Here is a 19,708-nt window from a genome sequence, read left to right on the forward strand (position 1 = left end):
CGATGCACGAACGACGTCGAAAGCCCGCGGTGCTGCTCACCGCCCTACTGCTCTGGGCGGGAGTAGTCATGTCGGATGCCGCTGCGGCCGAATCCGCAGGCTCGGCACGTGGTGCCGCCGTCTCTGATGCTTCGCCACGCGGCGTCTCGGTATCTGATGCTTCGGCACCCGATCCCTCTGTGCCGCAGGACTCCGAGTACGTCTTCACCACCTTCCACTACGACAGCGAGACCGATCTGCACATCTATCGGTCCGCCGACGCACTGAACTTCGAGGCGCCCGCCGCGCCCGCCTACACGCCGACGAACAGTCTGCTGCGGGACCCGAGCATCATCAGGCATCGAGACGGCCGCTTCTACGTCGTGCACACCACCGGCTGGGACACCACGAACTTCGCCATCGCCGTCAGCAGTGACCTGCGCTCCTGGCAGCACCTGACCACCGTCGAGGTACCGGTCGCAGGCACGAACAACACCTGGGCGCCGGAGTTCTTCGTCGACCCGGTGGACGGCTCGGTGAGCGTGATCGTCTCGCTGGCGGCCGAGTACCGGACGGCCTTCCGGCCTTATGTGTTCACGGCGCTGGATTCGTCGCTGCGGCGGTGGAGCAGCCCGGCGGCCATGGCGGGCATCGCGCCGAACTACATCGACACCTTCGTGGTCTACCACCAGGGCGAGTACCACGCGTTCACCAAGAACGAGACCGACAAGCGGATCGAGCACGCCGTCTCGCCGAGGCTGGCGGGGCCGTATGAGTTCGTGCAGACCGGCGACTTCGCGGGCTGGGGACGGGCCGAGGGCCCCGCGATCACGACCCTGCCGGACGGCCGCTACCGGATCTACATGGACGCCTACACCTCGGACCGGTTCCTCTACAGCGACAGCTCGGATCTGTACGAGTGGACGGCGCCGCGAGAACTGCCGGGCGGGCTCTCCGGCTTCGTTCGGCACGGCACCATCCTGCGGCTGAACTGAGCGGCCGGTCGACGCGCGGCGAGGCGCCCGGTGCTTCGGGCGGCTCGCCGCACCGATGGTTCGGCGGCTCGCCGCTGTAGCGATCGGTCGGCTCGGCGTTGTAGCCATTGGGCGGCGGCGTTGTAGCCGCTGGGCGGCCCGCCGCTCTACCCGCTGGGCGGCCCGCCGCTCTAGCCATTGGGTGGCCCGCCGCTCTAGCCATTGGGCGGCCCGCCGCCCCCCGCCGCCCCGCCTCGCCGACGAAGGTCGCTACACTGTTCGAGGACCCCGTGCGGCGTCCATCCTGTGAACTCCCCCAGGGCCGGAAGGCAGCAAGGGTAAGCGGGCTCTGGCGGGTGCACGGGGTCCCCTTTGCGTCTTCACGCCGTTCTCGGCCACGCCGTGCGCCCCGTTGTCCGGGTTGCGCCGTGGCGGGCATCACCCGCCGGGATTCGGCGCTCCGGCGACGGCCGTCGCCGAACTCCGAGTCACGACACGACGACCGTGCGTGCCTCCCCGCTCTCGTCGCCGGTCGACAGGCTTGTCACAAGCCTGTCGGAGCGGCCGCGTAGCCTCGTCGTGTGGCGCTGGCCCTTTACCGCAAATACCGTCCGGCGACCTTCGCCGAGGTCGTCGGTCAGGAGCATGTCACCGAACCGATCCGCACGGCGCTGTCAGCGGGCCGGATCAATCACGCATACCTGTTCTCGGGGCCGAGGGGCTGCGGGAAGACCTCGAGCGCGCGCATCCTGGCGCGCTCGCTGAACTGCGTCGACGGTCCCACCCCCGACCCGTGCGGAACGTGCTCCTCCTGTGTGGCGCTGGCCCCGGAGGGCTCCGGCAACGTGGACGTCGTCGAGCTCGACGCCGCCAGCCATGGCGGGGTGGACGACGCGCGTGAACTCCGGGACCGGGCCTTCTACGCGCCCGCCGAGTCCCGCTACCGCGTGTTCATCGTCGACGAGGCGCACATGGTCACGACGCAGGGCTTCAACGCCCTGCTGAAGATCGTGGAGGAGCCCCCGGAACACCTGATCTTCATCTTCGCGACCACTGAGCCGGACAAGGTGCTGCCCACTATCCGCTCGCGCACCCATCACTACCCGTTCCGGCTGATGCCGCCCGCCACCATGCGGAGCCTGCTGGAGCGGATCTGCGCGGAGGAGGGCGTCGCCGTCGAGCCCGCCGTCTACCCGCTGGTGATCAAGGCGGGCGGCGGCTCCGCACGGGACACCCAGTCGGTGCTCGACCAGCTTCTCGCGGGTGCCGGGCCGGCGGGGGTCACCTATCAGCGTGCGGTCACCCTGCTCGGGGTCACCGACGCCGCGTTGATCGACGAGATGGTCGACGCACTGGCCGCCTCGGATCACGCCGCCGTCTACGGGACGGTGGACCGGCTGGCCGATGCGGGACACGACCCCCGCCGCTTCGCCGCCGACCTGTTGGAACGGCTTCGGGACCTGGTCCTGCTCCAGGCGGTCCCGGACGCCGCTGCGCGCGGCCTGGTGGACGTTCCGGCCGATCAGCTCGCTGTGATGATCCGCCAGGCGCAGCAGTTCGGCGCGGGCACCCTCGCCCGGTTCGCCGAGGTCGTGCACGCCGGGCTCGGCGAGATGCGCGGCGCCACCGCGCCGAGGCTGCTGCTCGAACTGCTGTGTGCTCGGATGCTCCTGCCCGCCGTCTCCGACACCGAGGCGGCCGTGTTGCAGCGGCTGGAGCGGGTGGAGCGGCGGATGACCGTCGCGGCTCCGGTCGCCGACACCGTGAGCCCGGCTCCCCGCCCGGCCGCCGCCCAGCCGCCCGCCGCAGCGCCGCCGCAGACCGCGCAGCCGCCCGCCGCGCCGAGAGTCGTCCGTCCGTCGGAACGCGTCGTCGCAGGGCAGCCGCCCTCGGACGCGGCTGCGGACGTCGACGCCGCGCGGGCCGACGAGCCGCCGCGCCCGGCCGTCCAACGGCCGACGATCCAGCGTCCTGCGGTCGAGGCCCCGGCCGAGCACGCCGGTCCGACTCGATCGAGCGGGCCTGCGGCCGAGGCGACCGCGCCGGACGTCGTCGAGTCCGCGCCCGCCGCGCCCGTGGCGGAGCAGTCCCCGCAGGCGGCGGAGGCCGCAGGCGGCATCGACGCCGCCGCCGTCCGGCGAGTCTGGACGACGCTGCTCGGTGCGGTCCGGGACCGGAGCCGAAGCCTGGCCGCGATGCTGTCCGACGCCACGGTCCATGCCGTCCAGGGCAATCTGCTCGTGCTCACGCACATGTCCGCCCCGCTGGCCCGGCGCCTGGCGGACAGCAAGAACTCCGAGGCGATCGCCTCGGCGGTGAACCAGGTCCTCGGCGGGGCGTGGCAGGTGCGCTGCGCACCGACGGACGAGGTCGGTTCGATCGCGCCGGGCCAGTCCCCGCCGAGTCAGGCCGCGCCGCCCGTGCGGGAGGCGCCGCCGCGCCGCGAGGTGCCTGTTCGGCCGTCACGATCGCCGGGGGGCGAGCAGCCCGCAGGCGAGGCGCGCCCTCGCCGGGTGGACACCGTCGACGCGGACGGGGTGCCGCTGCCACCAGAGCCGCCGGACATGGAGCCGCCGGAACCCGACCCCGCCGACTCCCGGTTCGCCGCCGAGCCGACTCGCCCTCGGCCCGACCCCGCCCCGCCGGATCGCCCCCGGGAGGCTCGTCCGACGGCCGCCGCCGGATCTGGCGACACCGGATCGAACACCGTCGGATCGGCCGCAGGGTCGGATCGGCCGCAGGACCCGATGCGACAGGCCGAACAGCTGCTCACCCAGGAGCTCGGTGTGAGCAGGCTTCGTACCTGACAATCGCCCGGCGGCGGGCAGGCGAGCGGTCGGCTTCGGCCTGTCGAAGACGGTTCTCGTCGGTCTCGTATGCCAGGCTCGTTCCCGACTGATCGACTGCTCGGCGGGCGTACCCCGGCGGGCACGGGCTTTCGACGACCGGGCCGGTCAGGGGTACCGGCGGCGACTCGACGGCGGCGGTACCGCCCCGTCCTGCCGCCGCTGACCGCGCGAGGCTCGTCGAGAACACGGCAGGGCGCACCGAGGGCGGCCGGTGCAGGGCGGCGCCATCGCCACGCCGCATCGGAGCGCGCAGAACACGCCGTAGGCTGACGAGCAGTCCCCGCCCGTCGTGGAGAGGAACCAGACAAGTGCAGCCCGGTGGACCCAACATGCAGCAGATTCTTCAGCAGGCACAGCGAATGCAGCAGCAGGTGCTCGCGGCTCAGCAGGAACTCGCCGAGGCCGAGGTCACCGGCAGTGCGGGCGGCGGCCTGGTGACCGCGACCGTCAACGGCTCCGGCGAGCTTCAGACGGTGAACATCGATCCGAAGGTCGTCGACCCCGACGACACGGAGACGCTCGGCGACCTGGTCGTGGCGGCGGTGCGAGACGCGAACCGGCAGGCCCAGGAGCTGGCACAGCAGAAGCTCGGCCCGGTGGCAGGCGGACTCGGCGGTCTGGGCGACCTCGGCGGCCTCGGTGGTCTCGGCGGCGGAACCGGCGGCCCGGCACTGCCTGGATTCCCCCAGTAGCCGACAGCACAGCAGGCACGTCGAAGGCCTTCCTCGGCGTTGTCGTCGCCTCGCGCCAACAGCCAGGTTAAGGAGAGGTCGGGTTGTACGAGGGTCCGGTTCAGGATCTGATCGACGAGCTGGGGCGGCTGCCCGGCATCGGTCCCAAGAGCGCCCAGCGGATCGCCTTCCACCTGTTGTCCGCCGAGCCCGCCGACGTGACTCGGCTGCAAGAGGTGTTGCAGCGGGTCAAGGAGGGCGTGGTGTTCTGCGATGTCTGCGGCAACGTCTCCGAGGAGCAGACCTGCCGGATCTGTCGGGATGTGCGGCGGGACCCCAGGGTGGTGTGCGTCGTCGAGGAGCCCAAGGACGTTCCCGCCGTGGAGCGGACTCGCGAGTTCCGGGGGCGCTATCACGTCCTGGGCGGCGCGCTGGACCCGCTGTCCGGAGTCGGTCCGGACCAGCTTCGGATCCGCGAGCTGTTGGCCAGGATCGGCAGCTCGGTGGACGGGGTCGAGGTGAACGAGGTGATCATCGCGACCGACCCCAACACCGAAGGGGAGGCCACCGCGACCTACCTGATCCGCATGCTGCGCGACTTCCCCGGTCTGACCGTCACCAGGCTGGCCTCCGGCCTGCCGATGGGCGGCGACCTGGAGTTCGCCGACGAGCTGACCCTCGGCCGGGCGCTGTCCGGACGCCGCACGGTGTGACCGACAGCGGGGAGGCCGACCGTGAGCGGACCGGGCGCACCGACGGCGATGGTCCGGCCTTCCCGGCGGACCGGGTGGCCGGGCTGATCGACGCGGTGCTGCGGCGCCCGGCCAGGCTGGGTCGGGTGCGAGTGCTGGCCGTCGACGGGCCCTCCGGATCGGGGAAGTCCACCCTGGCGGATGCGATCCTCGCCGCCCTGCCTGCTCGCGGAGTCGTCGGCGGCCTGGTGCGTTCGGACGACTTCGCCACCTGGACCGAGCCCGAAGGCTGGTGGGACCGGCTCGAACACGGAGTGTTAGCGCCATTGCGGGCGGGCAGGCCGGGAGGTTACCGGCGCATCGAGTGGACCGATTCGGGACCACAGCCGGGCGGATCGGTCGAGGTGCCGATTCCCGAGGTGTTGGTGCTGGAAGGCGTCACGACGGGACGACGTGCCGCCTCGGAACTGCTCTCCCTGCTGGTGTGGATCTCCTGGGGTGATGAACAGCACAGACGTGAGCGAGCGGTGGCCAGGGACGGTGAGGTGATCCGCACGCCGATGCACGGCTGGCAGCGCTTCGAACGTGCCTGGTTCGCCGAGGATCGGCCGTGGGAACGCGCCGACGTCCTCGTGACGGACGGCAGTTGGTTGACTCCGCACGTTTCATCGGATCGTCACAGACAGTGAGGGTGACCGGCGAAATCCGGTGGCATAGTTCAGCGTGTCGGGATCGTGACCCGGTCACGCTACGGATCGGTAGCGCCTAAGGGTTATCGTCTGCGACCAACTGTGAGTTAGCCCGAACACTGAGGTGCGTGATGGCCACATCCCGAACGGCCCTGAGGTCGCGGCTCCTACGGCTGAGCGCCGTGGGCCTCGCCGGAGCCCTTGTCCTGTCCGCCTGTGCAGAGTCGGAGCGAACCTCCGACGGTGACACGGGTGGCAGCACGGGCGACACATTCGTCTTCGGTGCCGCCGGGGCACCCGCGCTGTTCGACCCGTTCTTCGCCAGCGACGGCGAGACGTTCCGCGTGTCGCGGCAGATCTTCGAGGGCCTGGTCGGCTTCGAACCGGGCGGCGTGGACGTCGAACCCGAGCTGTCCACCGACTGGGAGTCGTCGGAGGACGGCCTCACGTGGACCTTCAACCTCGAAGAGGACGTCACCTTCCACGACGGCACCCCCTTCAACGCCGAGGCGGTCTGCTTCAACTTCGACCGCTGGTACAACCAGGAGGGCACCGGGCAGAACCCGGCGATCTCCTACTACTGGAACAACACCTTCGGCGGCTTCTCCGACGGTGCCTCGCCCTCGCTGTTCGAGTCCTGCGCAGCAGAGGACGAGAGCACCGCGGTCATCCAGCTCACCAGGGCCACCGGCAAGTTCCCGGCGATCCTCGGCCTGCCGTCCTTCTCCATGCAGTCGCCCACGGCGCTGGAGGAGTACGACGCGGACGACGTCCAAGCGGAGGGCGACAGCTTCGTCTTCTCCGAGTACGCCCGTGAGCACCCGACCGGCACCGGTCCGTTCCAGTTCTCGTCCTACGACGAGGGCAACGCGACGATCGAGCTGAACCGCTACGCGGACTACTGGGATGCCGACGCCGCGGCACAGGTCGAGAACCTGATCTTCCGGATCATCCCGGACGAGACCACCCGGCGCCAGGAGCTGCAGTCGAACGGCATCGACGGCTACGACTTCCCCAACCCCGCCGACTACCAGACGTTGCAGGACGGCGGCTTCCAGGTCGAGGTCCGCGATCCGTTCAACATCCTCTACCTGGGCATCTCCCAGAAGGAGAACGAGAGCCTGCGTGACTTCCAGGTCCGGCAGGCCATCGCGCACGCCATCGACCGCGAGGAGCTGGTCGCCGCGACCATGCCCGCGGGTGCCGAGGTCGCGACCCAGTTCTACCCGAACACGGTCGAGGGCTACGCGGACGACGTGCAGACCTACGAGTACGACCCCGACCTGGCCGAGTCGCTGCTCGCCGACGCGGGTGCGTCCGACCTGACGGTGGAGTTCCACTGGCCGACTGAGGTCACCCGGCCGTACATGCCGAGCCCGCAGAACATCTTCAATGCGGTCTCGGAGGACCTGGAGGCCGTGGGCATCACCGTCGAGGCCGTCAGCACCCCGTGGAACGGCGGGTACACCGAGCGCACGAACCAGGGCGACGCGCAGCTCTTCCTGCTCGGCTGGACCGGCGACTACAACACGGCCGACAACTTCATCGGCACCTTCTTCACCGATCTGGAGGGCCAGTTCTTCACCGGTGAGTCGGAGGGCGGCGAGGAGCTGTCCGAGGCGCTCCAGGCCGCCGATGCAGAGCCGGACCCCGACGCCCGTGCGGCGCTCTACGAGGACATCAACCGCAACATGATGTCCGAGTGGCTGCCCTCGATCCCGCTGTCGCACTCGCCGCCCGCGATCGTCGTCGGACCGAACGTCGAGGGCCTGATCACCAGCCCGCTCACGGCGGAGGAGTTCAACACCGTCACCGTGACCGAGTAGATCAGCTTCGACACCGAACCCCACCACCAAAGGCGAACGCGTGCTCCGATACACCGTTCGGCGGCTGGCACAGCTGGTGCTGGTCATCGCCGTGCTCTCGGTGCTGCTGTTCGGCTGGCTTCGGATTCTCCCGGGAGGGCCTGTCTCGGCCCTCCTGGGAGACCGATCCACCCCCGAATCCGCAGCGCAACTTCGAACCGAGCTGGGCCTGGACCAGCCGATCTTCGTGCAGTACTTCAGCTTCCTGGAACGTGCCTTCACCGGGAACTTCGGTACCTCGACCGGCGTCCAGCGCGGCGTGCCCGCATTAGAGGTCTTCCTCCAGCGGTTCCCCGCGACCCTCGAGCTGGCGTTCATGGCGATCCTCATCGCGATCGCGGTGGGCATCCCGGTCGGATACCTCGCGGCGCGTCGGCGCGGCGGCTGGCTGGACAACCTGAGCGTCGGCTGGTCGCTGATCGGCATCGCGGTGCCCGTGTTCTTCCTGGCGTTCCTGTTCAAGTGGATCTTCGCGGTGGAGCTGGGCTGGCTGCCCGCCTCCGGGCGGCAGAGCACGGGGCTCGACGCGACCAGGATCACCGGGTTCTACATCCTCGACGGCCTGATGACCAGGGAATGGGATGCGGCCTGGGATGCCTTCCTGCATCTCATCCTGCCCGCGGTCGCGTTGTCGACCATCCCGTTCGCGGTGATCTTCCGGATCACCCGTGCCGCCGTGCTCGACGTGCTGGACGAGGACTACGTCCGCACGGCGCGCTCCAAGGGGCTGGCAGGCTCGGTGATCCGACGTCGGCACGTGCTGCGCAACGCGATGCTGCCGGTGGTCACGACGATCGGGCTCCAGACCGGCGCGCTGCTCTCGGGAGCGGTGCTGACCGAACGTGTGTTCAACATATCCGGGCTCGGGCAGGCGTTGGCGCTGGGCTTCGAGCGTAAGGACTTTCCGGTGCTTCAGGTCGTGATCATCGCTGCGGCGATGGTGTACGTGCTGGTGAACCTGGTGGTCGATCTGTCCTACGCGGCGATCGATCCCCGGATCAGGACGCGGTGATGGCGATCGGCAACGCTCGCAAGGAGCGAATCGACTCTCTGGCCGAGGCGGGTCCCGCCGACGCGGGGACCAGTCTGTTGGCCTCGGCGTGGCGGCGACTTCGTCGCAGCCCCACCTTCCTGGTCGGTGTGACGATCATCGGCCTGTTCGTGCTGCTGGCGCTGCTCGCGCCGCTGCTGGCCCCGCATGACCCCGGTGCTCGGCTGCTGGCCGACCAGGTGTCGGCGGCGACGAACAGCATTCCTCCCGCGCAGGACGGCCATCCCCTCGGCGGCGACCAGAACGGCCGAGACCTGCTGTCCCGGCTGTTGCTCGGCTCCCAGCAGACGCTGCTGGTGGCGCTGTTCGCCACGTTGATCGGCCTCGGCGGCGGGCTCACGCTCGGCACGCTGGCAGGCGCGTTCGGCGGCTGGGTGGACTCGCTGGTCATGCGGATCGTCGACGTGATGCTGTCGGTCCCGTCGCTGCTGCTGGCCGTGTCGATCGGCGCCCTGTTCGCGGGGCAGACGCAGTTCACCGTCATCCTGGCCGTGGCGATCGTGCAGGTCCCGGTCTTCGCCCGGCTGCTGCGCGGCGCGATGCTCGCGCAGCGATCCAGCGACCACGTCCTCGCGGCGCGGGCGCTGGGTGTCAAGCGGGGCGCGATCGTGTTCCGGCACATGTTGCCCAACGCGCTCGGCCCGGTGATCGTCCAGGCGACGTTGGTGCTGGCGGTCGCCATCATCGACGCCGCCGCGCTCTCCTTCCTCGGGCTCGGCGCCGCCAACGACGCCATCCCAGAGTGGGGACAGATGCTCGGTGGGGCGCAGACGATCATCGACACACATCCACACCTGGCGTTCTATCCAGCGAGCTGCATCATCCTGGTGGCGCTCGGCTTCACCCTCGTCGGTGAGTCGATGCGGGACGCGCTTGACCCGAAGAGGCGGCGGTAAGGATGGCACTGCTCGAAGTTCGCGATCTCTCCGTCACGTTCCAACGCAAGGGTGAGAAGCCCTTCACCGCGGTCGACGGCATCAGCTTCGACGTGGAACCCGGCCAGACCGTCGGCCTGGTCGGCGAGTCCGGCTGCGGCAAGTCCGTCACCTCGCTGGCCATCATGGGCCTGCTGCCCCAGCACGGGGTGACGGTCGGCGGCAGCGTCGAGTTCGAGGGCACCGATCTGCTTCGGCTCAGCGACCGCCAGATGGACGAGCGGCGCGGTCGGGATCTGGGAATGGTCTTCCAGGACCCGCTCTCCTCGCTGAATCCGGTGGTCCCCATCGGGCTCCAGGTGACCGAGGTCTTGGAGCGGCATCGAGGCATGGCCCGCAAGGCGGCCAGGGTCGAGGCGGCCGAGCTGCTCGACCGGGTCGGCATCCCCGACCCGAAGCGCAGGCTCGACGAGTATCCGCATCAGCTCTCCGGGGGCATGCGGCAGCGTGGGCTGATCGCGATGGCCCTGGCCTGCAAGCCGAGGCTGCTGATCGCCGACGAGCCCACCACGGCGCTCGACGTCACCATCCAGGCGCAGATCCTGTCCCTGCTGGCCGGACTGGTCCGCGACACCGGGACCGCGCTGATCATGATCACCCACGACCTCGGCGTCGTCGCGGGCCTCTGCGACGAGGTGAACGTCCTCTACGGCGGACGGATGGTGGAGCGGGCGGGCCGACATCGGCTGTTCGCCGAGCCGCGACACCCGTACACCTCGGGGCTGCTCGCCTCGATCCCCCGGCTGGACTCGACGCGCGGGGAACGGCTCACCCCCATCGAGGGTTCGATGGCGGACAACCTGCCGTGGCACTCCGCCTGCGCCTTCGCCCCGCGTTGTCCGAACCGGCTGGACGTGTGCGAGCAGACCACGCCCGCGATGGAGTCCGACGGCGATCGGCTGCTGCGCTGTCACAACCCGATCAAGCGGCGGAACGAGAAGCAGGAGGTGGCCGGATGAGCACCGCCAGCACCACCGCAGACCCGGGTCCGGCGACGGACGAGACGGCGGCTGCGCAAGATGCCGACCAGTCGGAGGTCCTGGTCTCCGTCGAGGACCTGAAGGTTCACTTCCCGATCAAGCGCGGCATGATCCTGGACCGCACCGTCGGCTATGTCTACGCGGTCGACGGGGTGGACCTGACGATTCGCCGAGGCGAGACCTACGGCCTGGTCGGCGAGTCCGGCTGCGGGAAGTCCACGCTCGGCAGGGCTCTGCTGCGGCTGGTGGACGAGACCACGGGGCGGGTCGTCTTCGACGGCACCGACCTGTCCACGCTCAAGGGCGAACCGCTCCGGCGGATGCGCAAGCGGATGCAGATGGTGTTCCAGGATCCGCTGTCCTCCCTGGACCCGCGTCAGTCGGTCGAGTCGATCCTCGTGGAGGGTCTTCGGGCGCACGGCCTGGACAAGAACCGCGAGGAGACCCACAACCGACTGCTGACGCTGCTCGCGGCGGTCGGCCTGCCGGAGAACGCACTGCGGAAGTATCCGCACGAGTTCTCCGGCGGTCAGCGGCAGCGGATCGGCATCGCCCGCGCGCTGACGGTCAACCCGGATCTCATCGTGGCCGACGAGCCGGTCTCCGCGCTGGACGTCTCGGTGCAGGCGCAGGTGATCAACCTGCTCGGCGACCTTCAGCAGGAGTTCGGCCTGACGTACCTGGTGATCGCCCACGACCTCGCGGTCGTGCGGCACATCTCCGACCGGGTCGGGGTGATGTACCTCGGCGGGATCGTCGAGGAGGCCACCTCTAACGAGCTCTACACCGAGCCGCTGCACCCGTACACCCGCGCGTTGTTGTCGGCGGTTCCGGTGCCCGACCCGGCGTTGGAGGACCGGCGGGAGCACATCCTGCTCTCCGGCGACCTGCCCTCGCCCGCCGCACCGCCCAGCGGCTGTCGGTTCCACACGAGGTGTCCGTGGCGGCAGGAGACTCGGTGCGACACCGAGCGTCCCGCCCTGCGGGAGCTGGCGCCCGGCCACCGGGTCGCCTGCCACTTCGCGGAGGACATCCGCGACGGCAGGATCAGTCGTCACGAGGTCACGCCGGAGGCGATCGATCCCGATCTCGCGCAGAGCTCGACCGACTCGCCGTTCGGACCAGCCTCGGTCACGGAGGCGTTGGACCACCACTGATCGGCTGATCCAGAAGCACACACAGATGACGCCCGACCCGGGCCAGCCGGGTCGGGCGTCACTGTGTTTGGGTCCGGTGGCCACCGGGAGGAGAAGGGGTCCGCCGATCTCCTAGGCGGAGCGACCGGCGATCAGGACGGCACCTGGGCATCGGCGGTGATGAGCTTCTGCGCGTCGGAGGCGCGGTCGAGGGCCTGCGCCAGGCCGACGGCGTCCGCCGGACCGAGGACGGCGGTCTCACCGGGCGGGGTCACGACCGCGACGCGGTCGCCCAGCACGAGGACGGTGAGCTGTCGGGCCCGGCCTGAGGCGTCCGAGCAGTCGACCCACCAGCGCAGTGTCTCGTCCGATCCGGCGTTCATGCCGTCTCCATTCATCGCTAGTAGGGCCGCAACAGAACCAGAATTGTATTCACAGTACTGGCGTCCGGTGTCATGGTGATCGTCCGGTCGGTGTCTCGGCCCGCCCTGATCAGCAGAATCGACCGCCGTCGCAGGCGCGGGCCGCCGCGAGTCGACGAGGCCTCGGCGCTGATGCCGCCGGATGCCGGGGACCGGTGTCCACAGTGGATGTCCAGCCCGCCTGCATCCGACGTGGCAGGGCATTCCTGGCCGTATCGGAGTCGGTGTCTCCCGGCGGCCGCGACGGTCAGCGGTGCGCGCGGTTGACGGCCGAGACGACCGAGCGCAGCGCGGCCGTGACGGTGGAGGTGTCCACGCCGACTCCCCACAACAGCCGGTCGCTGACCGCACATTCCACATAGGACGCGGCCTTCGCGTCGTCCCCGCCGGTCAGTGCGTGCTCCACGTAGTCGAGGACCCGGACGTCATAGCCGATCGTCGCCAGCGCGTCGACGAACGCCGAGATGGGACCGTTGCCGGTACCCGTGATCTCGCGCTCCTCGCCGTCGACCACCACGGTCGCGGTGATGTGGTCGTCGTCCCCGCCGCTCACCTGGTGCCTGCTCAGTCGCAGCGGTGCCGTCGGCTCCAGGTACTCGGTGGCGAAGACGTCCCACATGGCCTTCGGGTCGACCTCGCCGCCCTCGGAGTCGGTGACCGCCTGCACCAGCTTGGAGAACTCGATCTGGAGCCTGCGCGGCAGCGACAGCTGGTGCTCGGTCTTCATGATGTAGGCGACGCCGCCCTTGCCGGACTGCGAGTTGACCCGGATCACGGCCTCGTAGCTGCGGCCGACGTCCTTCGGGTCGATCGGCAGATACGGCACGGCCCAGCGGAAGTCGTCGATCGACGTGCCCGCCGCCTCGGCCTCGGCCCGCAGCGCGTCCAGCCCCTTGTTGATCGCGTCCTGGTGGCTGCCCGAGAAGGCGGTGTAGACCAGCTCGCCGCCGTAGGGGTGCCGCTCCGGCACGGCGAGCTGGTTGCAGTACTCGACCGTGCGCCGTACCTCGTCGATGTCCGACAGATCGATCTGCGGGTCGACGCCCTGGCTGAACAGGTTCAACGCCAGCGTGACCAGGCAGACGTTGCCGGTCCGCTCCCCGTTGCCGAACAGGCAGCCCTCGATGCGGTCGGCGCCTGCCTGGTAGCCCAGCTCGGCGGCGGCCACTCCGGTGCCCCGGTCGTTGTGCGGATGCAGGGACAGCACGATCGAGTCCCGCCGGGCCAGGTTCCGATGCATCCACTCGATGGAGTCGGCGTAGACGTTGGGCGTGGCCATCTCGACCGTCGCGGGCAGGTTGATGATCGCGGGCGCCTCCGGCGTCGGCTGCCAGATCTCGATCACGGCGTTGCAGACCTCGACGGCGTAGGACAGCTCCGTGCCGGTGTAGGACTCGGGCGAGTACTGGAAGCGGAACTCGGTCTCCGGGTACTTCTCGGCGAACGCGGCGACCAGCTCGGCGCCGTCGGTCGCGATCTTCTTGATGCCCTCCCGCTCGCTGCGGAAGACCACCCGGCGTTGGAGGATCGACGTCGAGTTGTACAGGTGCACGATCGCCTTGTGGACGCCCTCGACGGCCTCGAACGTCCGCTCGATCAACTCGGGCCGGGCCTGGGTCAGCACCTGGATCGTGACGTCGTCCGGGATCGCCTCGTCCTCGATGATCTCGCGCACGAAGTCGAAGTCCGTCTGGCTCGCCGCGGGGAAGCCGACCTCGATCTCCTTGTAACCCATCCGCACCAGCAGGTCGAACATCCGGCGCTTGCGAGCAGGCGACATCGGGTCGATCAGGGCCTGGTTGCCGTCCCGCAGGTCGACCGCGCACCACTGCGGAGCCGAGCGGAGCGTGACGTCCGGCCAGGTGCGGTCGGGCAGCACGATCGGCTCCACCTGCTCGGCGAAGGGCAGGTAACGATGGAAGGGCATCGAGCTGCCCCGCTGCGGATTCCAGACGGGCTGATCGGCGGGCGCCGGTCGCGACGGGACGCGCAGGCGGCTGCGGCCGCTGCTGAAGGCGTCGGGCGCGGAGATGTCGGAGTGGCTGGTCATGACGGGGTGTTCTCCTACTGATGCCGGGTGCGACGACCGACGGCCTCGAACTCCGCGCCGGGGAGCCGGTCTGGTCAGACCCCGTCGCGGCGGCGAAGCAGGAGTGCGCGAGCCACGGACGAGAGGCTAACCGACCGGGCCGTCCGCGCGAAACCCCGTGGTCCAGATGGTGAGAGCAGTCGCACGACGGCCTCGGCTGGTCGAAGCCCTCGACCGGTCCTTGCGACCGCGCTCGGGCAGGCGGCACGAGCACTAGGCCGAACGGCGGAGTGTAAGTCGATCCGCCAGTGAGAAACACTCATCTCATGGCGGCATCGAAGCGTGGAAGCAGTGGACTGGCCGGGTTGATCAATGCTGTCGGCTTCGTCCTGGCAGCCGTGCTGGTCGCGAACGTCCTCCTCATCCTGCTCAACGTCGACACGAGCATCGAGGTGGTCGCGCTGATCGGCAATCTCGCGGACTGGCTGGCTCTGTGGTGGCCCGGCCTGATCCAGGTCGACGACGCGACCCTGCAGGTGTTGGTCGACTACGGCGTCGCGGCGCTCTTCTGGGTGGTGGTCGCCGGGATTCTGGCGCGCGCGTTCGGCTGAGCACGGCGACCCGACGGGGGCGCGGGGCGAATCGCGCCCTGAGCTCGCCGAGCAGGCACCGAGGCCTCCCGCGTCCCGTGTTCGACCAGCCGCCAGGGCACCCGTCCGCTCGGCATCGACGCCCGGTCGTCAGAACGCGGGTGTGCCCCAGGCCTCGCCGGAGACGAGTTCGTCCAGCGAGCGGCGTCGACGGGGCTTCGCATCGCGTTCCCGCAGGTCGATCGGGCCGGTCTCCGGGGGCGCCACGCGGCCCAGCGCGATGGCCACCCTGGGCTCGACGCTGTCGGGCAGCCCGAAGGCCTCGGCGATGGCCTCCGCGTCGAATCCGGCCATCTGGTGCGCGATCATGCCCTCCGCCACCGCCTGCAGCACGAGGTTCTGGGTGGCGAGCCCCAGGCCGTACTCGGAGTAGGGGAGCGGGTGGCCTTCCTCGTCGAGCACGACGGCGATGCCGATCACCAGCGCCGAGGCGGCAGGCGCCCAGGCCTTGTTCCCCCTGGAGAGCGAGTCGGCGATCCGGTCGAAGGTCTCGCTGCCGCGAATCCCGACGAGGTAGCGAGCAGGCTGACTGTTACCCCAGGACGGTGCCCAACGCGCGGCCTCGAACAGCGGCCGCAGCTGCTCCAGCTCCAACCCGGCCGTCGGATCGAGGTTGCGCGGGCTCCACCGGTCGGCGATGAGCGGGTGCAGTTCCACGCTGCTCTCCCCTCGGCGATCGGAGTTCCCGATCGGCGGTGTGCTCGACTCGCTCACCTGGGCAGTCCTTCCTGCTCGACGGACCTGGCGGGGCCAGCGTAGCCATGGGCGCGGCGGGGCGGCGACGTCGCTCACTCTGCGGAACCCGCAGGCACGAGCCCGCCTGCGGCCATCCCAGACTGAGGGGCGATCTTCCGGAGCCCGGCATCTCGGGGCCTCCCCGGTCGCCGGAACTCAGATCGCGTACGGCCAGGCGACGAGTGCGTAGGCACCGAACCAGGAGCCCGCCAGCGCCGCAGCGGCGACGACTGTCAACGCGGTGCCGGGTCGTCGTCGACCGAGGCCGATGGCGACGGGGATCAGCAGGGTGAAGGCGGGCAGCAGCAGCCGCGCCTTGGAGTTCATCAGGCCGTTGGAGCCGATGTCCATGACGAGTACGCCCGCGCCGTAGACCACCAGCGGCCATGGCAGCCGCATCCGCACCGCGACCACGGTGGAGACGATCCCCGCGATCAGCAGGGCGATCGTGCCGATCTCCAGCACGGACCGGCCGCTCGCGAGCACCTCGGTGGTGAAGCGCAGGGTTGCCGCGCCGCCGTCGAATCGGGAGTCCCAGCCCTCCTGCTGCACGTCGAACCAGCCGGTCGGGGAGCCGGTGCGCAACGCGACCCAGCCGAGATAGCCGAGCATCCCCAGGGGCGCCAGCAGCCCGGCGGCCCAGGGCCGCCAGCCGTCTCGGCGATGCAGCACGGCGACGAGAGCGGCGAGACCGACGGCCAGGATCAGGGCGGCGGCCGTGGGCCGGACCAGCCCCGTCGCAGCGCAGCACAGGCCGGCCAGCAGCCAGCGTCGCTCGACGACCCCGACGAGCGCCCAGGCCGCCAGCGCGCAGAACAACGCCTCCGAGTAGGCCATCGACAGCGCGATCGACAACGGCGTGCAGGTGAAGAGCGCGATCAGGATCAGTCCGACGCGGCGCGAGTCCGACACCGAGGCGGCCAGCCGCATCAGGGCATAGGCGCAGGCCACGCCGCTCAGCAGACTGACAAGCAGCGCCGTGGGGACGGGCTGGCTGCCCGGCATGGCGTCCAGCAGTCGGATCAGGGCCGGATAGCCGGGGAAGAACGCCGTCGAGGTGTCCTCGGTGCGCCTGCCGAAGGCGTCGTACAGCTCCGGCGACACGTCGGAGTACCCGCGAGTCGCGATGCTCAGGTACCACTGACCGTCCCACGCGGTCCGCGCGTCGATCGGTGACACTCCGTGTCGATCAGCCGCCCAGCCGAGCACGATCAGGCCCAGCTGGCGAAGTGCGAGGTAGACCACAGCGGGCGCCGCGAGCATCGCGAACCGGGCCGGTCGGGGATGCGCCGTCGCCCAGCCGGACAGCCGCTCGGCGATCGACGGTCTGCCCTGCTCAGACCCCGGACTGCGGGTGGGGTCCGAGCGTGCGTCTTCGGCCGTCGACGTGGCGGACAAGCCGGTCCTCCCCAGGGTCGGTTGATCAGGGGGTCAAGGCTAGTCGGAGGCCTTGGAACTCGGGTTATCCGTGAATTCTCTGTAGGCTGACCTCGCAGCGGAGCGACCCGTGGGGGCTCGATGCTGTTCAGGTCGAGTCGACATCCGGGGTCGCATCAAGGCTGATCTTCAGGAGGTTCGAAGACGTGGCGCTCGTCGTCCAGAAATACGGCGGATCCTCTGTGCAGAGCGCCGACCGGATCAAACGGGTGGCCGAGCGCATCGTCGAGACCCGCAACGCGGGCAACGATGTGGTCGTCGTGTGTTCGGCCATGGGCGACACCACGGACGAGATGCTCGAACTCGCCAAGCAGGTGTCCCCGAATCCGCCGGAACGCGAGATGGACATGCTGCTCACCGCCGGTGAGCGGATCTCCAACGCACTGGTCGCGATGGCCATCCACGCGCTCGGCGCGGAGGCCAGGTCGTTCTCGGGTTCCCAGGCAGGCGTGATCACCACCCCGGTGCATCAGAAGGCCAGGATCATCGACGTCACCCCCGGCCGGGTCCAGCAGGCCCTCGGCGAGGGGGCGATCGTCCTGGTCGCCGGGTTCCAGGGCGTCGCGCAGGACACCAAGGACATCACCACCCTCGGCAGAGGCGGCTCCGACACCACGGCCGTCGCGCTCGCCGCGGCGCTGAACGCCGACGTCTGTGAGATCTACACCGACGTCGACGGCGTGTTCAGCGCCGATCCTCGGATCGTGTCCGACGCCAAACACCTTCAGACCATCACCTACGAGGAGATGCTGGAGATGGCGGCCTGCGGCGCGAAGGTGCTGATGCTTCGCTGTGTCGAGTACGCCCGCCGATACGGCGTACCGGTGCACGTCCGTTCGTCGTACAGCAACAAGCCCGGCACCGTGGTGTCCGGCTCAGTGGAGGATCTGACCGTGGAACAGGCGATGATCACCGGCGTCGCGCACGACCGCTCCGAGGGCAAGGTCACCGTGGTCGGCGTGCCCGACACGCCGGGTGTGGCAGGCCGGATCTTCCGGGTCGTGGCGGACGCCGAGATCGACATCGACATGGTGCTGCAGAACGTCTCCGGCAGCTCTTCCGGGCGAACCGACATCACTTTCACCCTGTCGAGGGACAACGGCCCGACGGCGGTCGCCGCGTTGGAACGGCTTCAGGCCGAGGTCGGCTTCGAGCAGGTCCGCTATGACGACCGGGTCGGCAAGGTGTCGCTGGTCGGCGCGGGAATGCGCTCGCATCCCGGGGTCACCGCGACGTTCTGCGAGGCGCTGGCGAACGCGGGTGTGAACATCGAGATCATCAACACCTCGGAGATCCGCATCTCGGTGTTGATCAGGGACGACGATCTGGACGTCGCGGTCAGGGCGATCCATGAGGCCTTCAAGCTCGGCACTGACGAGGAAGCCGTCGTGTACGCGGGTTCGGGTCGGTGAGGGGAGTAGTGAACAGTCAGGTGACACAGACGACTGACGGCGACACGGGGCGGCCGACGCTGGCCATCGTCGGCGCGACCGGCGCCGTCGGCTCGGTGATGATCGACATCCTGGACAGTCGCGAGTCGGTGCCGTGGGGTGAGATCCGGCTGATCGCCTCGGCGCGTTCGGCAGGCAAGAAGATCACGGTGCGCGGGCGCGAGCTGACGGTGCTGGCGCTGGCCCCCGAGGTCTTCGACGGGGTCGACGTCGCCTGCTTCGACGTGCCGGACGAGGTCTCGGCCGAGTGGGCGCCCGTGGCGGCCTCCCGTGGCGCGGTGGCGGTGGACAACTCCGGCGCCTTCCGCATGGACCCGGAGGTGCCGCTGGTGGTGCCGGAGGTCAACGCGGACGACGTCGCCAGGCGGCCCAAGGGCGTCATCGCCAATCCCAACTGCACCACGTTGTCGATGATGGCCGCGATGGGCGCCCTGCACCGGGAGTTCGGACTCCGCGAGCTGGTCGTGGCGTCGTACCAGGCCGTCTCGGGTGCAGGCCAGGCAGGCGTCGACCGGCTGTACGCGGAGCTCGCCGCCGTGGCGGGCAAGGACGTCGGCGTCCGCGCCGGGGACGTCCGGGAGGCACTGACGGCCGCAGGCCTGGTCCAGGCCGACTCGCCGTTCCCGGCGCCGTTGGCGCTCAACGTCGTGCCGTGGGCGGGCTCGCTCAAGGACGACGGCTGGGCGTCGGAGGAGATCAAGGTCCGCAACGAGTCGCGCAAGATCCTGGGCATTCCGGATCTGAAGGTCTCGGCGACCTGTGTCCGGGTGCCGGTGGTGACCACCCACTCGGTCGCGGTGCACGCCGTGTTCGAGCGTCCGGTGACGGTGGCCCAGGCCCGCGAGGTCTTCGACGCGCAGCCGACGGTGGTGTTGATGGACGACCCGGCGAACGGCGTCTACCCGACGCCTGCCGACGTCGTCGGCGGCGATCCCACCTACGTGGGGCGCATCCGGCAGTCGCTGGACTTCCCGAACGCGCTCGACTTCTTCGTCTGCGGCGACAACCTCCGCAAGGGTGCCGCCCTCAACACCTACGAGATCGCCGAGCAGGTGGTGGCGGACTGACGTCTGCCGCACCGCCGGCGCGAGGGTTCCTCAGGTCGGCCGCCGGTCCTCCCGGCGGCCGACTTCTCGTCTCGGCTCCGCGGCGGTCCGCCGGGG

At 69.9% G+C, this 19,708-nt stretch carries 17 protein-coding genes and 1 other RNA gene; 14 read left to right on the top strand and 4 right to left on the bottom strand.

Going from position 1 to position 19,708, the window contains the following annotated elements; translation table 11 throughout:
• The first annotated feature begins 2 nt into the window (after window positions 1-2).
• From UA75_RS00995 to UA75_RS01045, 11 genes are all read left to right on the top strand, one after another.
• The gene (locus tag UA75_RS00995) at window positions 3-974 is read left to right on the top strand and encodes a glycoside hydrolase family 43 protein (protein ID WP_083682830.1); all 972 of its coding nucleotides are present in this window, start codon (window positions 3-5) and stop codon (window positions 972-974) included.
• A gap of 259 nt (window positions 975-1,233) precedes the next feature.
• Window positions 1,234-1,328: signal recognition particle sRNA small type (gene ffs / locus UA75_RS01000), an RNA gene on the top strand.
• Window positions 1,329-1,534: 206 nt separating this feature from the next.
• Complete coding sequence (locus tag UA75_RS01005; protein ID WP_083682831.1) at window positions 1,535-3,760, top strand: DNA polymerase III subunit gamma and tau; 2,226 nt, start codon at window positions 1,535-1,537, stop codon at window positions 3,758-3,760.
• A 371-nt stretch (window positions 3,761-4,131) separates the two neighbouring features.
• Window positions 4,132-4,494 carry a YbaB/EbfC family nucleoid-associated protein gene (locus UA75_RS01010; RefSeq protein ID WP_232251145.1) on the top strand — a complete coding sequence of 121 codons (363 nt, stop codon included), beginning with the start codon at window positions 4,132-4,134 and terminating at the stop codon, window positions 4,492-4,494.
• Window positions 4,495-4,577: 83 nt separating this feature from the next.
• Complete coding sequence (gene recR / locus UA75_RS01015; protein ID WP_075738066.1) at window positions 4,578-5,186, top strand: recombination mediator RecR; 609 nt, start codon at window positions 4,578-4,580, stop codon at window positions 5,184-5,186.
• Window positions 5,183-5,854 (top strand): uridine kinase, encoded by a 672-nt coding sequence (locus UA75_RS01020; protein ID WP_318533282.1) that lies wholly within the window; start codon window positions 5,183-5,185, stop codon window positions 5,852-5,854. Before recR ends, UA75_RS01020 begins: the two co-directional genes overlap by 4 nt.
• A gap of 131 nt (window positions 5,855-5,985) precedes the next feature.
• Window positions 5,986-7,680, top strand: a complete 1,695-nt coding sequence (locus UA75_RS01025; RefSeq protein WP_075738068.1) for an ABC transporter substrate-binding protein — start codon at window positions 5,986-5,988, stop codon at window positions 7,678-7,680.
• Window positions 7,681-7,720: 40 nt separating this feature from the next.
• On the top strand, window positions 7,721-8,731 hold the full coding sequence (locus tag UA75_RS01030; RefSeq protein WP_075738070.1) for an ABC transporter permease: 1,011 nt from the start codon (window positions 7,721-7,723) through the stop codon (window positions 8,729-8,731).
• Window positions 8,731-9,666, top strand: coding sequence for an ABC transporter permease (locus UA75_RS01035; RefSeq protein ID WP_075738072.1), 936 nt, complete (start codon window positions 8,731-8,733; stop codon window positions 9,664-9,666). Before UA75_RS01030 ends, UA75_RS01035 begins: the two co-directional genes overlap by 1 nt.
• 2 nt (window positions 9,667-9,668) lie before the next feature.
• The gene (locus UA75_RS01040; protein WP_075738074.1) at window positions 9,669-10,664 is read left to right on the top strand and encodes an ABC transporter ATP-binding protein; all 996 of its coding nucleotides are present in this window, start codon (window positions 9,669-9,671) and stop codon (window positions 10,662-10,664) included.
• Window positions 10,665-10,792: 128 nt separating this feature from the next.
• On the top strand, window positions 10,793-11,842 hold the full coding sequence (locus UA75_RS01045) for an ABC transporter ATP-binding protein (RefSeq protein ID WP_232237784.1): 1,050 nt from the start codon (window positions 10,793-10,795) through the stop codon (window positions 11,840-11,842).
• Between the two features lie 131 nt (window positions 11,843-11,973).
• Here the strand turns inward: UA75_RS01045 and UA75_RS01050 are convergent, their stop codons facing one another.
• A complete protein-coding gene (locus UA75_RS01050; RefSeq protein ID WP_083682833.1) occupies window positions 11,974-12,204 on the bottom strand; it encodes a hypothetical protein in 231 nt (76 codons plus the stop codon).
• 286 nt (window positions 12,205-12,490) lie between these two features.
• Complete coding sequence (gene leuA / locus UA75_RS01055; RefSeq protein ID WP_075738078.1) at window positions 12,491-14,293, bottom strand: 2-isopropylmalate synthase; 1,803 nt, start codon at window positions 14,291-14,293, stop codon at window positions 12,491-12,493.
• Window positions 14,294-14,598: 305 nt separating this feature from the next.
• On the opposite strand from leuA, the gene UA75_RS01060 reads away from it, so the two are divergent.
• The gene (locus UA75_RS01060; protein WP_075738080.1) at window positions 14,599-14,883 is read left to right on the top strand and encodes a hypothetical protein; all 285 of its coding nucleotides are present in this window, start codon (window positions 14,599-14,601) and stop codon (window positions 14,881-14,883) included.
• A 129-nt stretch (window positions 14,884-15,012) separates the two neighbouring features.
• Here the strand turns inward: UA75_RS01060 and UA75_RS01065 are convergent, their stop codons facing one another.
• Together UA75_RS01065 and UA75_RS01070 are read right to left on the bottom strand one after the other, a co-directional pair.
• On the bottom strand, window positions 15,013-15,636 hold the full coding sequence (locus UA75_RS01065) for a nitroreductase family protein (RefSeq protein WP_075738082.1): 624 nt from the start codon (window positions 15,634-15,636) through the stop codon (window positions 15,013-15,015).
• A 177-nt stretch (window positions 15,637-15,813) separates the two neighbouring features.
• Complete coding sequence (locus UA75_RS01070; protein ID WP_232237590.1) at window positions 15,814-17,055, bottom strand: glycosyltransferase family 39 protein; 1,242 nt, start codon at window positions 17,053-17,055, stop codon at window positions 15,814-15,816.
• A 185-nt stretch (window positions 17,056-17,240) separates the two neighbouring features.
• Here UA75_RS01070 and UA75_RS01075 point away from each other — a divergent pair, with 185 nt between their 5' ends.
• Window positions 17,241-18,506 (top strand): aspartate kinase, encoded by a 1,266-nt coding sequence (locus UA75_RS01075; RefSeq protein ID WP_075738084.1) that lies wholly within the window; start codon window positions 17,241-17,243, stop codon window positions 18,504-18,506.
• A gap of 20 nt (window positions 18,507-18,526) precedes the next feature.
• On the top strand, window positions 18,527-19,612 hold the full coding sequence (locus tag UA75_RS01080) for an aspartate-semialdehyde dehydrogenase (RefSeq protein WP_075743273.1): 1,086 nt from the start codon (window positions 18,527-18,529) through the stop codon (window positions 19,610-19,612).
• The last annotated feature ends 96 nt before the right edge of the window (window positions 19,613-19,708 follow it).

This window comes from Actinoalloteichus sp. GBA129-24, from assembly GCF_001941645.1.
GTDB classification, from domain to species: Bacteria; Actinomycetota; Actinomycetes; order Mycobacteriales; family Pseudonocardiaceae; genus Actinoalloteichus_A; species Actinoalloteichus_A fjordicus.

Bases quoted from the DNA above. Each gene is read 5' to 3' on its own strand.
- leuA (WP_075738078.1), bottom strand. From the start codon at position 14,293: ATGACCAGCCACTCCGACATCTCCGCGCCCGACGCCTTCAGCAGCGGC.
- UA75_RS01050 (WP_083682833.1), bottom strand. From the start codon at position 12,204: ATGAACGCCGGATCGGACGAGACACTGCGCTGGTGGGTCGACTGCTCG.
- UA75_RS01025 (WP_075738068.1), top strand. From the start codon at position 5,986: ATGGCCACATCCCGAACGGCCCTGAGGTCGCGGCTCCTACGGCTGAGC.
- UA75_RS01060 (WP_075738080.1), top strand. From the start codon at position 14,599: ATGGCGGCATCGAAGCGTGGAAGCAGTGGACTGGCCGGGTTGATCAAT.
- UA75_RS01040 (WP_075738074.1), top strand. From the start codon at position 9,669: ATGGCACTGCTCGAAGTTCGCGATCTCTCCGTCACGTTCCAACGCAAG.
- UA75_RS01010 (WP_232251145.1), top strand. From the start codon at position 4,132: ATGCAGCAGATTCTTCAGCAGGCACAGCGAATGCAGCAGCAGGTGCTC.
- UA75_RS00995 (WP_083682830.1), top strand. From the start codon at position 3: ATGCACGAACGACGTCGAAAGCCCGCGGTGCTGCTCACCGCCCTACTG.
- UA75_RS01045 (WP_232237784.1), top strand. From the start codon at position 10,793: ATGATCCTGGACCGCACCGTCGGCTATGTCTACGCGGTCGACGGGGTG.
- UA75_RS01035 (WP_075738072.1), top strand. From the start codon at position 8,731: ATGGCGATCGGCAACGCTCGCAAGGAGCGAATCGACTCTCTGGCCGAG.